The 16,168-nt window shown below is 45.1% G+C and carries 7 protein-coding genes, 1 pseudogene and 1 riboswitch; of the genes and pseudogenes, 7 read left to right on the top strand and 1 reads right to left on the bottom strand.

The features are described from left to right. Window positions 1-158, bottom strand: a riboswitch (cyclic di-AMP (ydaO/yuaA leader). A gap of 588 nt (window positions 159-746) precedes the next feature. The 3 genes and pseudogenes from PCH02S_RS10155 (at window position 747) to hemG (ending at window position 3,851) form a co-directional block, all read left to right on the top strand. Beyond that, window positions 747-1,229: a hypothetical protein gene (locus PCH02S_RS10155; protein WP_127452564.1), complete on the top strand. Its 483-nt coding sequence runs from the start codon at window positions 747-749 to the stop codon at window positions 1,227-1,229. Window positions 1,230-1,413: 184 nt separating this feature from the next. After that, window positions 1,414-1,935, top strand: a pseudogene (sigK, locus tag PCH02S_RS10160) (RNA polymerase sporulation sigma factor SigK); the annotation flags it as partial. Between the two features lie 509 nt (window positions 1,936-2,444). Next, window positions 2,445-3,851, top strand: a complete 1,407-nt coding sequence (gene hemG, locus PCH02S_RS10170) for a protoporphyrinogen oxidase (protein ID WP_127452566.1) — start codon at window positions 2,445-2,447, stop codon at window positions 3,849-3,851. 350 nt (window positions 3,852-4,201) lie between these two features. Here hemG and PCH02S_RS10175 read toward each other — a convergent pair whose 3' ends face one another. After that, window positions 4,202-5,383, bottom strand: coding sequence for an MFS transporter (locus PCH02S_RS10175; RefSeq protein WP_127452568.1), 1,182 nt, complete (start codon window positions 5,381-5,383; stop codon window positions 4,202-4,204). A gap of 128 nt (window positions 5,384-5,511) precedes the next feature. On the opposite strand from PCH02S_RS10175, the gene PCH02S_RS10180 reads away from it, so the two are divergent. The 4 genes from PCH02S_RS10180 (at window position 5,512) to PCH02S_RS10195 (ending at window position 16,038) form a co-directional block, all read left to right on the top strand. Next, entirely contained in the window at window positions 5,512-5,883 is a 372-nt protein-coding gene (locus PCH02S_RS10180) for a winged helix-turn-helix transcriptional regulator (protein ID WP_127452570.1), read from the top strand. Window positions 5,884-5,964: 81 nt separating this feature from the next. Further along, a complete protein-coding gene (locus tag PCH02S_RS10185; RefSeq protein WP_127452572.1) occupies window positions 5,965-6,300 on the top strand; it encodes a hypothetical protein in 336 nt (111 codons plus the stop codon). A 600-nt stretch (window positions 6,301-6,900) separates the two neighbouring features. Next, entirely contained in the window at window positions 6,901-10,185 is a 3,285-nt protein-coding gene (locus PCH02S_RS10190; RefSeq protein ID WP_127452574.1) for an endo-1,4-beta-xylanase, read from the top strand. Window positions 10,186-10,623: 438 nt separating this feature from the next. Further along, the gene (locus PCH02S_RS10195) at window positions 10,624-16,038 is read left to right on the top strand and encodes a cohesin domain-containing protein (RefSeq protein WP_127452576.1); all 5,415 of its coding nucleotides are present in this window, start codon (window positions 10,624-10,626) and stop codon (window positions 16,036-16,038) included. Window positions 16,039-16,168: the final 130 nt, after the last annotated feature.

Genomic DNA, 16,168 nt, shown 5'->3' on the forward strand with positions numbered 1-16,168 from the left:
TCCTCCTTTTAATAAGCCTGCGAGGTTAGTTGTCGGGTTTGGGATGAGGATACATCCCCTCGTCAATGCGATTCACCCCAAGACGCAACTACGTCATAAAGCTCCCCCGCACTTTGGAATTATGTTTAGTTCTTCCAGAGTTTTGGCATTTTTCATAAAACATCGTAACATAAGTATTTTTTCATTAATATGTAATTAGTGGTAAAAATATAGAATAAGACCAATAAGCTGTAAATTTTAGTAGAGATAAATTCGGACGTCATAGAAAGTTCTGATACTCCTACCCTATTACAGGTGGGTGAGGTTGCAGTTATCACTACTAATTTTATTATTTTATTTTGCTTGTATTGGTACTTCGTCTAAGTCGAAGAAAGACATTATTAAAAATGATCTAAATAGTTTTCGTTCATCTAACGAGAAACAGTTTTATACTGAAGGCTGTCAAAAGAACGGCAGCCTTCGTTGGAATGACGATATTTTGGGATCTGACTATACATATTTGGTCATGGATAAAGCAAGGCAAGTTGTAATAACCGTCTAAGTGTTCTGTTCTATTGGACGGTTATCGGTCAAAAGAAGCGATATCACTAATAGATTTCGTACATAGTCGGAAAAATCAGACCCAATATTTGAAATCAATTGAAAATGACCTAAAATATTCAGAATGTAACGAAAACTATGAAAGGATAAAGAATACAACTGATAGGAAAGAAGGAAGGAAGGAAGGAAGGAAGGGATGAGTAAGAATGGACCGACCTTTAATTTCGGAACATGAAATGATTAAAGAAACGGAGATATTTTACAAGATTTATTCTGTATTCATTGATGAGATTGAGCAGATTGAGAGCGTACGGGGAAAGTTAAACGATTTTCAGCTCATGCAAGCTGTTTCACGCGCTAAAGATACTATGGGGATCCTGGGCTGGGAACGTCGGCAAACAGTAAATTCAATATTTGAAAAATACATGCATATCTATCGAGTATTTGGGCGAGCAAAAGCACATGAATGGGTAAAAGGAACGTTCGGGTACAACTTTAAGATGAGAAATGATACAGAAAGTGAAGCATCTCCAGAACTTCCAAAACCAGAAAACAGTCTATCAGAAGACGAAGAAACAAGCATCAATCACAAAAATGTAGAGCCCAGAATTCAGGAGTTATCTCGTCTAATCGTAGAGAAGGAGGCCGAGCTGCTACAGCTCTACCGAGAGTTTTATTTATTGCAATAAGTTCCTTCTCAGCGAAAATTTTCCACCATTATCCAAGGTCTAATGTGTCATGAAATATTAGAATAATCAAATTCTTAAACCAGATTAACCGCTAGGCAGTTCAACGGGAACTATAGTTTAATACCACAGGGGCTGCTAAGAAGCAGCTTCTTTGTTTTTTATAAGTCGGGTGAAATCTACATAGCTTCGTGTCCACAACCTCAAAAAATTCGACAACACTGGGGAAGATCTGGAGGATCTGATCTCGATCGGAACGATCGGCTTGATCAAAGCCATCGAGTCGTTCTCCCCGAACAAAGGGACAAAGCTGGCAACGTTCGCTGCGCGTTGTATCGAGAACGAAATACTTATGCATCTTCGATCACTGAAGAAAACACGCAAGGATGTGTCCTTGCATGATCCCATCGGAACGGATAAAGAGGGGAATGAAATTACTTTGATCGACATCCTTGGGACGGAAGCCGATGATGTCGTAGATAAAATGCAGCTCAAGATAGAGAAGAGCAAGATTTATCGGAACTTAGAGATTTTGGATGATCGCGAGAAGGAAGTCGTTGTCGGGCGGTTTGGTTTGGAGCTTGGCGGGGAAGAGCGGACGCAGCGGGAGATTGCGAAGGAGCTGGGCATTAGCCGCAGCTATGTGTCACGGATTGAGAAGCGGGCGCTGATGAAGCTGTATCATGAGTTTTATAAGGCGAAGCGGTAAGGTCGGTCGAGCGGGACTAATGAGTCGCATACTTCATTTATTTGGCTTCAGATAATGGAGGCGAAGAGGATGTCCTTAATCCAGATTGAGCATGTGAGTTAGAGTTATGTGATGGGCGGGGAAACGATTCGTGCGTTGGACGGGAGATTTTTAAGGGTTTGAATCAGCAAGGCAGGACGATTGTGTTGATTACGCATGATCGGCAGATTGCTCAGCAGGCGAAGCGGATAGTGCATTTTCGTGATGGGAAGTTGAGCGAGGTTGGATAGGATGAGGACCGGGACTCGTTGGGGTTCCGGTTTTAGATTTTGTTAATACGGCCTTGGGATTAAACTAACAGGTTAACGTGGAAGATGCTTGCGATTCATCCATTAGTCCATAACGATTTCTTCCGTGAGGTTAACCCGTTAGCAATCACCCATTAAACTCGGATTATAGTGACGGCAATGATACCAGAAACCTGCGTGGATATGTTAAACTAATGGGAACTAAACCATGAGGTGTTGAATTTGAAAACAATTATTGTGATCGGTGGCGGCATTACTGGGTTGTCGGCCATGCATGAATTTCGCAAATGGAGGAAGGCAACCGGAGCTGCGGTTAGGCTTTTATTAATTGAAGCGTCTGCACAGTTAGGCGGTAAAATTCAAACCGTCAGGCATCAACAATTCGTGATGGAGACCGGGGCGGATTCTATTGTAGCACGAAAAATAGACGACATGAACGTGATTGAAGAACTGGGCTTGAAGGGTGACGTGGTCTATAACGCGACTGGACGATCCTTCATATACGCTGGTGGAGATCTGAAGCCGATTCCGGACGACGCGGTGTTCGGTATTCCGGCAAGCATCGAGTCGCTCGCCAAGAGTACGCTCGTCTCGGCAGAAGGCAAAGTTGCGGCGCTAAAAGATTTATATACGAAAAATGAAACCTTTACGAAGGAGGATTCTGTCGGCGCGTTTCTGGAGTATTTTCTTGGAAGCGAACTAGTCGAAAAGCAAATTGCTCCCGTCCTTTCCGGGGTCTATTCAGGGAATTTGAACGAATTGACAATTGCCTCCACACTTCCTTACTTGATCGACTACAAGGAGCAATACGGAAGCATTATTAAAGGGCTCGAAGCAAACAAGCAGAAGTTTAGGATTGGTGAGAAGAAGTTTTTTTCGCTGAAAAACGGTATGGGCTCGCTAATAGACGCCTTTCAAGCCGGTCTGACCGAAGAATTGCTGATAAACACTAAAGTCTGCAGAATTGATAAGGACAATGGACGGTATCACGTGCACTTAGATGATCAGGACATGATCGAAGCGGATTATATTGTACTAAGTATTCCGCATACGGCTGCAGAACCGATTCTTGCCGATCCGAGCCTTACAGAGCAATTCTCGGGATTGAAAAGCAGCTCGCTCATCAGCGTATATGTCGGCTTTGACGTGCCCGATTCAGTGCTCCCCGCCGATGGAACGGGATTTATTACTGCGACGACCGATGAATTGTCCTGCAACGCTTGCACGTGGACAAGTCGCAAATGGGAGCATACGTCCAAATCTGGTAATTTGCTCGTCAGACTATTTTATAAAAGCAGCCATCCTTCTTACGCTTTAATAAAGGATCTGGATCACGATGGACTGCTAAAGGTGGCGCTTAGTGATATTGAGAAGGGGCTTGGAATTACCGCCGAACCTGTCGTTAACGAGATCACCGACTGGACCGGTCAAATGCCAATTTATTCGATTACCCATCCGCGAAGCGTCCATGCACTTGAAAGCATCATGGCAGATGTATTCCCAGGCATTATTCTTGCTGGATGCTCTTATTATGGCGCAGGGATCTCGGACTGCTTGAAGAACGGGGTCGATTCGGCAAGGAAAATCATTGATTTGTTGAAGGAAGGCTATTCTCCAACCAATGAGTAGGGGTCATCAGATAATAGTTGATCAAGTTAATGGAGAAGTACGACAAGTTCTGCTATAAGCACGACTGTTGAAACTCCTGTAATGGGAGTGGAGGAATAGCCCCAAGTCAAACTGAAAAGAACGATTGTTTTCCAAGCGTGAATTGCACCGATCAGGTAAGAACGTGGGGACATCAATGGATGCCACAGTGCAAGCTACTGGGATGACTTAACAAGTGTGGAGCAGGGGATAAGCTGGAGATCACTTCAAATGCTTACCTATTGTTACCGATAGTTCAATAAAACAGCGTCAGTCGAGGACTTTTATTTCGTCCACGACTGACGCTGTTTTAGGAAAGTCAAAAGCAAATTTTACAAAGTCAGACGTTTTTGTAAATTGCTCAACCGTTTTTTACCCATCGAAAAACTGATGAATGCAGACAATAGTGCTAACACTATAATAAAACTTGCCATCCATGGATTGTAGAGAACGGTGGAATTGGCGCTTATCATCGCTCCTCCAGCCCCAGCGCCTGTCGCCAACCCTAAATGAATGATCGATGTATTCAAGCTAAGAACGAGACTGGAAGATTGTGGTTCTTGTTGAATGAAATACGTTTGAGTTGCTGGACCAGCCATGAACAGAGAGACCATCATGATTGAAATTAAAAGTAAACCGATGAGAGTCGACCCAGCAAACAGAGGAAGAAGGGCCAGGACAACAATGTGCACAATGGTGCTGAAAGCTATGATGCGCGCTGCCCCCCATCGATCAATTCCGTAGCCGCCAAAACGGGTACCGACTGCGCCAAATATACCAAAAACAAGCATGACGATGCTAATGTTGGACGCTTTAAGTTGAAGGATGTCTTGCATAAAAGGGGTCAAATACGTAAACAACACCGAATTACCTGATTCTCTAAAGAAAGTAAGAAACAAACCGCTCACGATGACGGCACTGCCCAGCACTTTGAATTGTTGTCGGAATGACGTCGGTGCATCCCCTTCGATCTCTGGTAGCAAGCGAAAAATGACGAAGGTAACCAACAGGCTCATCAGTGCTAAAATCAAGAAAATTGCATGCCAGTTCAACCAGTTCGTAATGGATATGCCGATGGGCACGCCCAAAATCATCGCGCTGCTGAAGCCAAGAACAATCGTGCTGATTGCACTGCCTATCTTCTCGGGAGGAACAATTTTGGCAGCCGCACCAAATGCTGCGACAATATAAACACCAGAACTTACACCCAGAATAATGCGTGACGCTATTAAGGTGGAGATATCCGAACTCCAGAAGGAGAGCAAGCACCCCATGATGAAAGCTGCCATTGCACCTAACAACACTTTTCTACGTCCCAAGCGGGATGTCAGTGATACCAGGATAGGTGTTCCAATGGCAAAGGCCAGCGAGTAGGCCGTAATCAATTGCCCGGCAAAGGCGATGGAGATGTTTAAGTCTTTAGCGAGTACACGCAGGATTCCGGAGACGACCAACTCGGAAGTAGCTGTTAAAAATACCCCTAATGCAATTACATAAATTGTCCATTTATTCATATCTTTCATTCCCTTCCATTTGACTTATTGTCATTATAGAAGGGGTGCGATAATATTGTAAGAAGGCAAAGTATTCGGATGTAATCCATCTATTTTGACTAACTTACTTTTTATTAGGGGTGAGTGAGATGACGGATCAAGTTAATGCCAATTCCTATTTGGATACGGATAGTTCTAACATTTGCGAAGTATTGCAAATTCTTGGAGCCAAGTGGGCTTTTCTCGTGCTAAACGAATTGCTTCGTGGGCCACAGCGATTTAATCAACTGCAAAGGAATGCAGCTGTGATTAAGACGCAGTCTCTTACGGATACGCTTCGACACTTGGAACAAAACGGTTTAGTTCTGCGCGAAGTTTTTCCTACTGTACCTGTAACGGTTGAATATTCCTTAACTGAAAAGGGAAGCGATTTCCAAACTGCGCTGAAGGAAATGAATAAATGGGTGGAAAAGTGGGGGAAGCCACAGCAAGTAAACGGGAAAACGAGCATTTCTTCGTAACAAGCGCTTCTCGGAATAGCCGGTTGAGTGAAGTTAAATAGGATGATGTAAAAACCGGGACTCCGTTGGAGTGCCGGTTTGTTGTTTTTTTGCATAGGCATTGGGATCGAACGGGCAGGGATCGTGCGGCTAGGCGAGCGGGTTTACACGGAAGCGGAGCTGGAAAATGAACTGCCTTTAAGTCACATTCGTGCGACATTGCCGGCAGGCGATCATCTCTTGCTGTACACGGTGAACGGCCCGGAACACGGGCATAGTAATCGCATTGGTGTCGATGCTGATCAAGAGATCGCGTGGATTTCGCCGCTTGAGGCGGAGGCAGGCGCAGCAGGGGAGCCGATGTCACCGTTCGTGCAAATCGGCCCCTCTATTACATACTCCTGTAAAATTAAGTCCAAGCGTGAAAGTTCAAGCTAATGTTGAAACCACACCGATGATTGGGAGTGTCTTTGCATTGAACGACAAATAGTACCCCTTTGCAAAAGAAAAAAGCGTGTTAAACTTCGAAAATCAGTTTGAACACATCCTTTTCCACAACAATTAAAGTGTTTTCATCCCCTAGAATCATAATCATGAGCCAGGATCTAATTTGTAACCGCTTTCGAAAAAAATACAAATGATCTATTATCCTTCCATGGAGCTAATTACAAGGTTTGGATATCATATTATCAATAGTCAATACAGAGTGGCAGAGATAAGAAGATAATCTGTACCTTCGGTGACAAACAGTTGGTAGAGACCTTGTTATCGCTTTTGTGAAAGCGTTTTTATATATCTGCCTGCCAAAATTTGAGGGAGGTGTTTAAATTGATCGTCAAGCCGCGTACGACGTAACGTAGCCCGAGGAATAAGTGCCTCAGTAAGAAACGGAAGCATGTTCGATGGTCAATCATAAAAAAAACCAAAATCTTTAACAAAACAATATTTGTATCGGTAAAGTTGTAAAGTAATTTGAATCCAAACATTAGGCACCTCCGAGATTTTAGAGGCTACCCTAAGAAAAGGAGTAAAACAAAGATGAACCGTGAAAAAACCTTAATCAACGTCTCTCGCATCCTCGTAGTCATCATGCTGTACTCTTTTTTCGCATTTGCCACAGTCCCGGTTGCTGCGGCAGGAGACGAGCGGACACATGAACTGAACGACCTCATTGCACAAGCTGAAGCTTTAAAAGCCGGCAACAAGGAATTCCCGCTCCAGATTAGCCAAACTGACGTTGGATCCGATGTGAACAAAGCGTTCCCCTGGGTGTACGACGACGAACTCCAAGATCTTGATAACGCGATTGAGTTCGCGCGCAATGGGCTTACTCCCGTCGACGAAGCTATAACCAGTCTTGAAAGTGCAATAGTGACTTTTACCGGAAAAATCAAAGCCGATGGATCAAATCCCTATTTCCGTCTTGATCCGGGTCCAGGTAAAATACCTGTAAAAATTACCGCGCCCACCAATGTATGGACTTCAAGAACCCCACTTGACAACCGTGTCCCCACCGACTTTGCTGGTGGCACGTTCAAAATGATTCCGTATCCTTTTGCAGATTCCAAGGGCAAAGCTGATGTGCTCCAGATTAATTATGTCCATAACGGGAAAACCATTTTCGGAGGAATGTCCCTGCAATCTCCGTTGTCCCCGAGTGTAGATGTCCCCGCAGGCTCAACGATTGAGTTTGATGTGTACTATCCCAAGAGCGCGCAGGGAAAATTTATGAGGTGGAGAATCAGAAATGCAGGCTCTGACATTGATACCTACCTAAGGGAATATGAGTACAATAATCTTAATCCCGATTGGATTGGCAGCTACAACGGTGAAACCTGGTTGTTGAAGCACACCAGCATTACCGCCACAACAGGGACTTCCTCGAATTTTATTCTTGAGCTTCATGGCGAAAACGGCCGTCCCGCAGAAACCGGTATGCTTCTTGTCGCCAACATCCAAATCACCGCGCCGGATCCTAACGGTGTTGCGCTACCTAACGTTGTCAACAAGGAAAACCAGAGTGTCGTGTCTCCTTTAAAGAATGTTTATAATAGGCAAAATGGTACGTTCATGGTTGGTACGATCGGAACCGGAGCAGTAACCGGAACAAGAGCCAATCACTATGAAATCTTTGTTGACGGTAACAATCTCAAGGCTGATGCAACGCATCCCCGCGGTCCGAACTGGCTGAAAAGCACTACTGGCGAGGCTCTAAGCGGTGCAACCACCACCCCTGGTGTAGGTGAATTCAGTTTCCCGACCAGTTCTTATCAAGCAATCAGGGATTCCGGAACTCCCGGACAGTATAAGTCTCATGCCCACGTTTTGGCATGGTACAACCAGGCACCTGCTTGGATGAGGCAGATGATTCCCGCGACCCTTCCCCTGGGATATAATGGAACAACTAATTACTACGGATTGGGCAATGGCGTTACAACCACGGTTAAGGTAGATAAGGAAATGGCTAGAAGAGTGCAGTTTAACCACACCATGTATGTGATGCGGCACTTCCTGACCACAGATACGAAGTATGGCTCAAGTGTATCTCGAGGTGTAATCCCTTTCAATTCGTGGGACGTCCTCAACGAAGAGGTTCACGAAAGCCGCCACAGCGAAACCATCCCTGCGGATCCGAACAGCTGGAGACAGACACTCAAAAACACCAACTGGCTTTCTGCAATGTCGGATGATCTAATTGGCGGCGACATCTCCGAGCATTATATTTACTTGCTCTTCAAATACGCTCACATCGCTGCCCCTAACGCCACAATGGCGGCGGCTTACAAAGCCAACTACACTAACCTTCCCGAGTACATGAAGGTAGACGGACACGACAATGTTGGCAGCATTGACGCGTATATCGTTAACGATCCTCCAAAACTAACCTATAACGATTACGACATTTCTAATCGTACCAAAGCGAGAACTGTATACAACATGGTTCGTGCACTGAATACCGCATGGCTCTCAGATCCGTTGTATGACGGAAGACCCCTTATTGAAGATATCGGTATCCAGGGACACGATTCGATTGGAAAGACCCTTGCAAGCGATAATCAATATGCCATGGCCCTCTATGCTTCTCTTATTGACGAAGGTCTACTTTCCGGAATTGCCTACTCAGAACTTGACCTTAAGATTCCGACTACTACGCCTGGTGGGGGCTCGGTCGCTCCTGCAGTGCTCAATGTGAAACAGTCTGACGCCCTTGGTTATGAGTATGCGCTGATGTACAAACTGTTCAACAAATTCGCCCCTTACATCGATCATATTATCAGTTGGGGCGTAGCCGGTTCAGGATGGCAGGGAAGCTATGTTTTGTTTGATAGCCAGAGCAATGCCAATGCCGGCTACTATGGCGCCGTGAATCCGGACAGATTCGTTCTTGGACATTCATACCTAGATGATTTCTTTGATGGGGAATACGAGAAACTCCAGAACAGTTATGCAATTGACCTTGGCGATCTTGGAATCTATACACCTGGTAATGGGGAAGTCAAATCCCTTACAGCAACAATCTCGGCTAACAACAATGTGACACCTGAAAGTACTTTCACAGCAGCTGTTAGCCTAGATAGTGTGACACAAAGCGTGTACGCACAGGATATCACGCTAAGCTATGATTCCACTGTATTCGATTATGCCAGTGTAGCAGGTGCAACCACGAACATTCAGGTTCTGATAGTTGATACAGCTACCCCTGGAAAAGTGAGAATCATTTCCGTTAATATCGGTGGAGTAGCAGGAACCAGCACGCCCGTTTTGAATATTACCTTTAAGGTAAAATCCGGTATTCAGAATACGACTGGAACCATAGCAGTCTCTCAAGCGAAGGCTGGCGGTGCTGATGGAACCGTAACCTCTGCGGGGCTGAGCAGCAAGACGATATCCGTTGGTAGTATCATTCATCAAGTGGATAAAACGGCCTTGAATACAGCAATTACGAGTGCACAAACCCTGTACAACTCGGCTGTAGTAGGTACTCAACCAGGCCAATATCTGCAAGCAGCTAAAGACGCACTCCATGAAGCAATTAACACCGCAATTGCTGTAAGAGAAAATGCAAGCGCAACACAAGCCGAAGTTGACAGTGCTCTCTCAGCACTCAACGCTTCTATTGATACCTTCAAAGAAACAGCTAACAAGTCTGCAGACATAAACGGAGATGGAGACACCAACGTAGGAGACCTCGCGATTGTAGCTTATCACTATGGCAAGAACTCCACCAGCACAGATTGGGCAAAAGCTAAGGTCGCTGATATGAACAACGATAACAAAATTGATATCTGGGATCTTGGGTATGTCGCAACCAACATAAATTAATGCTATAGTTACACGCTATCCGTTAAATAGAAATCCCAATTGCAAAAAAAGACTGCCGCAATGAAGAGAAGCGGCAGTTTTTTTGCAATTGGGCAAGAGGTTGGCTGCAGCTATCAAGCTGCACCTTCTGAGGCGTTGGAGAACGATCTGATTACTGCTTATGAAAGTATTCTTCACCATTTAAATCTTTCGAAAATAGTACAAATGGCAAATACTTTAACCATGTAGTTTATCAAATTTCAAAGGTAAAATGGTAATGTAACCAAGTATTACATGTGTTTTCGGATTCATTCTCCGAACTAGAGTTATGTGTAAAACACCCACATTTATTGAAAACGCCTTCATGTTTTAAAGTGACATATGCCATTCAAATAATGTGGATTGGGATTGACTGCTCTAATTTCTCAACAAGAAGAAAGCTAAGGAGGAACACGTTGTATGAATAGTTTTATTTGGCGAAAGACACTTGCGGTTAAGTTGGTGGGCGCATTGATGCTTTCAAGCATTGCCCCTGTGGCATATTCCATCCAGGTTCAGGAAGTTCAAGCAGCCGTGAATACCGCTCCTGTAACAGCCAATTGGTACTCGACATATCAAACGATGGATGGTGTAGGCGCTGCCTATGCATACACGGATTCCATTCATATGCTGCAGCTTGCTGCTGCTGGGCATCAGGATACCGTCAGACATTTGCTAAATCTCACATTTAGCGAAAAAAATGGAACAGGACACGATATTGTACGTGTAATTATTGGGGATAACGGCGGTTTAACCGCCTCAGGCGCTACTGCAGCAAGTCCAGGTTTCAATCCAGTAACAGGTTTGTTGGCAGATACTTCGAAACCAGGCTTCGACGTTGAGGGGAATCCTATTCCCATGAGAGGAACTGCTGGACAGTACGGTTATAAAATTGAAGCTGAGAACCGTTATGCCGACGGTAATACAGATAGTATTTGGCCTAACGAGCCGGAGCACGCACCGGGTACGTTGGTGCCGGTTGATGGATTTATTTGGGATTATCCGTCTTGGAATCTGCCGATTGCTAATGACGATGGAGGACCCACCAACCTCCTCGGAGCCTCTGACCGAGATCCAGTAGTTATTAAGAACGGTCCGCGTACCCGAAAAGAGCTGTTCGATTTCGACCAGGTGTGGACAATGCGTCAGGCGATGCAGTATGGTGTCAAGCAATTCTACGCCTGTACATGGACGGTTCCTTATTGGATGAGCAATTCTTCAACCAACTCTCCTAGCAAGATTGTCCGAGGAGACACGGCAACCATTGATGGTAAAGTAGTAAAGATCTACTACCAGGCTTATGCCGATTATCTTGTCAATTATATTCGAGGCATGTGGGAGCAGTGGGGAATTCCGATAACTCATATCAATCCTTTTAATGAAGTTGATCTTGCCGGCGGAACTGCTGACTATGTTCGGGAGCTGATAAACGGCTACATTGGACCTACCTTGAAGAAGTCCATGCAGCCAGGCGGAGCCTTGTATGATATTAAGAATCCAGACGGTAAGATTATTGATTTTATACCTCAACTTGCTGCCGTCGATGGTACTAATCTTAGTGCGTCCTTAAGTAGAGGCGGTTTGGCTTTCCAAGATACAGATCCAGATAATGCATTAGATAAAAATCCGTATCTTGATGTGTTTACCACACATTTATATGGGACTGTAGGCATCGGAACGGATGAAACAAAGCTGTACCATACAGGTGACTTTTCCAAAAGTCCTTTAGATTATACAAAAGACGGGTCCAAGTATCCAGAATACTTGAATAAATATAAACTCTGGCAGGCAGAGTTTATGAATCAGGACACCGCGGACGGATCAGCAGGTGCGTATACGCAGCGGTACGGTAATCAGAACATAAATGATGCCGTGCGTTGGTCCAACCTGCTGACCAATATGTTCACTAGCAATCCAGGCTTTAACGGGTTCGTTTGGTGGAGTATGTGGGATAGTAATGGTGCAGACGGCTCTGATTTGATACGTTTCGTAACAACGAACTCTCAGCAGGAACCCGGAAGAATTAGCACGTTGACAGGCGAATACCGAGCATTCAAGCGCTTTTATGGCTATGGCCATTTTTCACGTTTTATGAATCCTGGTGATGTACGTTTTGATGTTACAAGAACACCAGCTGAAGATATTAATATTGTCGGCTTTAAGAATCCGAACACGAATGATTTTGCTCTCACGGTTTCTAACGCCAAAAATGATGACAGCGTTCAACCCTTAGAGTTTACACTGAAGGACTTCCCTTCGGGGACAACGAGTGTAACCGTCTTCCGTACCTCGGGCAGTGAGAATCAAAAGAAGTTAGCCACGATTCCAGTGAGTAACGGCAAATTTGTTATCGACATCCCGTCGGCTAGCATCGTTACGATTGTACCGTCCCAGGGGACCTATGCCACGTACAACGGTCTTGATAGTGAGCGTGATATTTTCTCCTCACTTGAGGCGGAGGGAAATGACAACGGCGTGAATGGAGACACTGCTGGAAACGCGGGACGTGATAATGAGGCTGTCACCTTGAGTGAGGAAAAATACCTTTCCTACAAAAATATTAACTTTGCAGATGGCTCCGCTAACGGCGGGGTGGTTCGTAGACACTTGTTATACCTTACAGCGCAAGCCAAGTCGGCAAAAGGAGGCAAGCTTCAAGCCTACGTTCTGCCGGTGGGAACAGCTGTGAGCAGCACCGCCGATATTGTATCCAAAGGTACGCCAGTAGCTGAAATTCTCGTTCCTGCTAATGATAAATACGGTAAGTATCAGGATATGGTTGATACAGGCGACCTCAGCGCGTATGGTCATAAGGATCTCTATATCGTATCTGGTGATACGATCACCGTTGACCGCTTCTTATTCGGAGCAAATGACTCCGATTGGAGTGCCACTGCTAACAACTCGACGGTGCTCATTCCGGGCAACATTTTACAGAACGGTGATTTTGATACTGCAACAGCCGCTAATACAAACAATTGGTCAGCAGGCCGTTATAATAAAGGGATGTTTGAACAGACCGTCTCAGGGCCTATTTTAACTGCGGATACCATCCAGAGTTACTCGGGTATTTCTCGTTATCTGAAAAACAATTCTACATCAAAGGTTGCCGGCTCCGGGAAAGTTGCAAATCGTATTGACGCCCCAGACCAGTACGACGGAATGTGGCAGGATGTCACAGGCAAGCTGACTAAAGGGGACAAATACAACTTCAAGGGCTACTTCCTCTCCATGAAGAGTCGTCCGGAGAGCTATGATATTGCTGCTGAAAATCCGGGGGATGTGGAAGCCGCGTTGGTGTACTACGACAGCACAGGGAAGCAACTTGGTATGAATCCTATTAATAACCGGGACATGCCTGAACCTTACCCAGCTCGTGAAGCCGGAGATGCTGCTTATTGGAGCAACGGAAAGTTTATCGGGCGCATTCTGGAGGGCGGACCGGTCGGTTTAAGCTCATTCCAGCCAGTCGATGTTAAAGTGGCGGATTGGCACGAAACACCGAACCAACCGTTTACTTATAACGAACCAGAGGGGACGGCCAAAGTAGCCCTGGTTGTGTATGCTAAGGATTCCAATATTCTCTATGCAGACCAGCTATCGCTTACGCCCGAAGTAACGTCAAACTATAGTCTTTTTATTAACGGAATCCAGCTTTCGGATTTTGATGCAAGTAAGTTGGATTATACGTACTCGGTATCAGGCAATTCCCTACCGGTAGTAACCGCTTCTTCCAGTGATAAAAATGAAATCGTAAGTATCTCACAAGCGGACAGTGCTCAAGGAACGGCTGTTGTCCGGTTTATCAAAGGCCAAAATATTAAAACGTATAAGATTGCTTTTAGTACAAATGAAGTCATCAGCTTCGCGAACGGCCTTCCAACCGGATGGCAGGTAGCTAATCCGTCGGACCCTCAAACTGCTATTACGTATAGTACGGCAGGAGAGGTAACGATTGCTACCACAAAGGGGGATGCCGATTATCCAAATAGCTCGAATGTGCTGCAATTCCCGGGCTCGGCGAGTGGCAACTGGACGCTCACAGCGAGACTTACCGTGAATAAAGCGCTGAATGATTCCACTATAGCAGAGCTTTCACAAGTAGGGCTTGGCATTAATCGCCCTTCAACAGGTGAGTTTTATAGAATCAATGCAAGAAAAGTCGCGCCTAATATTAAGGTGAATTATTCGGGTAAAACAGGTACCAGCACGTACTCGGGTAACACGAACCAAACTAATTTAACAGGTACAGTTTATGATCTTCGTATAGTGAAGGAAGGCAATATTGTACAGGGGTATTTCTCCACGAATGGCGGTTCAAGCTGGCTTGCTATGGGGAATACGACGACATTTACTCCGGCCTTTTTTGATGATGCCAAATTGGAACTATACGGGGCTAACTTTAGTGCAACAACAGATTTGAATGTGAAATTTTCAAATGTCTCCTTAGTGAAAACTATAGCAGAGGCAGGAGAAGTTGACTCGGATCAACAAGCTGTGGAGCAAGCAGCAGCATTGATTGGTACCCGGCTGGCTGTTCCGAATGCAACCGGTGATGATGAAGCCACACTGAAAGAAAAAGCACAAACGCTACTCGATAACGATGCTAATCTGGGCGCCCTTGGAGTTACCAGTACAATTCTCTATGAGGATGGTAAATTTGCGTTGCGTATTTCCAAAGGAGCTTCGAGTGTAAGTGTCAGTTCGTTTACTATTGTAGGGGGAATAGAAGACACAACGCCACCTACATGGACCCAAGGAAGCACACTTGAAGAAAGTATTGTAACAAGTACGGGACTGACATTAAAGTGGCCCGCGGCTGAGGACGCTAACGGGGTAGCTGGCTACAGAATATTCAATGGTATTGATGAAGTGCCTATTACTGTAGCTGGAAATGTATATAGTCATACTATTACTGGATTAACGCCGAATACTACCTATACATTCAAGGTTGAGGCAGGGGATCATGCCGGAAATTGGAGCACAAACGGTCCGTCAAAATCAGTAACCACATCTCCGGGCACCGCAACTACGGCGACAGTAACAGGCCCAGGAAATGTTGCTCCTGGCCAATCCTTTCAAGTAAACTATGGCTTGGCAAATGTATCAGATGACCTATACGCTCAGGATATCACCGTAAACTTTAATGCCTCGCAGCTTGAACTGCAAAGCGTTCAATCCTTGAAGCCAGGTTTTGTAGTCATTGACAAACGCGAAGTGGTTCCAGGCAAAGTGCGTATCCTAGCCTATTCTCAAGGGGAGGAGAACGCGGTGAGTGGAAGCGGCGTCCTTCTTCAGCTACAGTTTAAGGCATTTGCTACGAGCAGTACAGCAACAAGTACCGTTACCTTGTCGGATGTGAAGGTTTCAAACGACAGAGGAACTGTCAATTCAGTGGGCAGCGGTTCTGCGTATAGTGTAGTCATTAGCAGCGTAAACGAAGTTAATAAAACTGCATTGAATAATGCTATTCAAACGGCATCCGCAGCTCTGAGCGATACGACCGAAGGTACTCTATGGGGACAATATGCAGTCGGTTCTAAAGCTGCATTGCAAGCGGCTATCAGCGATGCACAAGCCACGGCAGCGAATACCTCAACTACGCAAGAGCAGGTAGACCAAGCGGTCTTGCAACTGAACGGTGCGCTGCAAACATTTAATAGTTCTATTCAAACTCAAGCTACAATCGGTGATCTGGGCATTTTGGCTAAGCATTACAATAAGTCATCGGATTCATCAGACTGGAGCCTCTTTAAGCGTTACGATACAAATAATAGTGGTCAGATTGATATTGCCGATCTGGCGTACATCGCAAGACTAATCTTGAATAACTAAAGATAAGAATCAAAGTGGAAGGTAGTCTTATAAACAGCCCTCGGTTGCTCACTAAGAGCGCCTAGGGCTGTTTATATTCGCCCGAGCAATTCATGGAAAAGAAGAATTAGAATCAAGCCTAAGTTCGTAG

Source organism: Paenibacillus chondroitinus NBRC 15376, assembly GCF_004000765.1.
GTDB lineage: Bacteria > Bacillota > Bacilli > Paenibacillales > NBRC-103111 > Paenibacillus_E > Paenibacillus_E chondroitinus.

Excerpts from the sequence above, each read along its gene's own strand:
- PCH02S_RS10155 (WP_127452564.1), top strand. The coding sequence starts at position 747 with ATGGACCGACCTTTAATTTCGGAACATGAAATGATTAAAGAAACGGAG.
- PCH02S_RS10175 (WP_127452568.1), bottom strand. The coding sequence starts at position 5,383 with ATGAATAAATGGACAATTTATGTAATTGCATTAGGGGTATTTTTAACA.
- PCH02S_RS10180 (WP_127452570.1), top strand. The coding sequence starts at position 5,512 with ATGACGGATCAAGTTAATGCCAATTCCTATTTGGATACGGATAGTTCT.
- PCH02S_RS10190 (WP_127452574.1), top strand. The coding sequence starts at position 6,901 with ATGAACCGTGAAAAAACCTTAATCAACGTCTCTCGCATCCTCGTAGTC.
- PCH02S_RS10195 (WP_127452576.1), top strand. The coding sequence starts at position 10,624 with ATGAATAGTTTTATTTGGCGAAAGACACTTGCGGTTAAGTTGGTGGGC.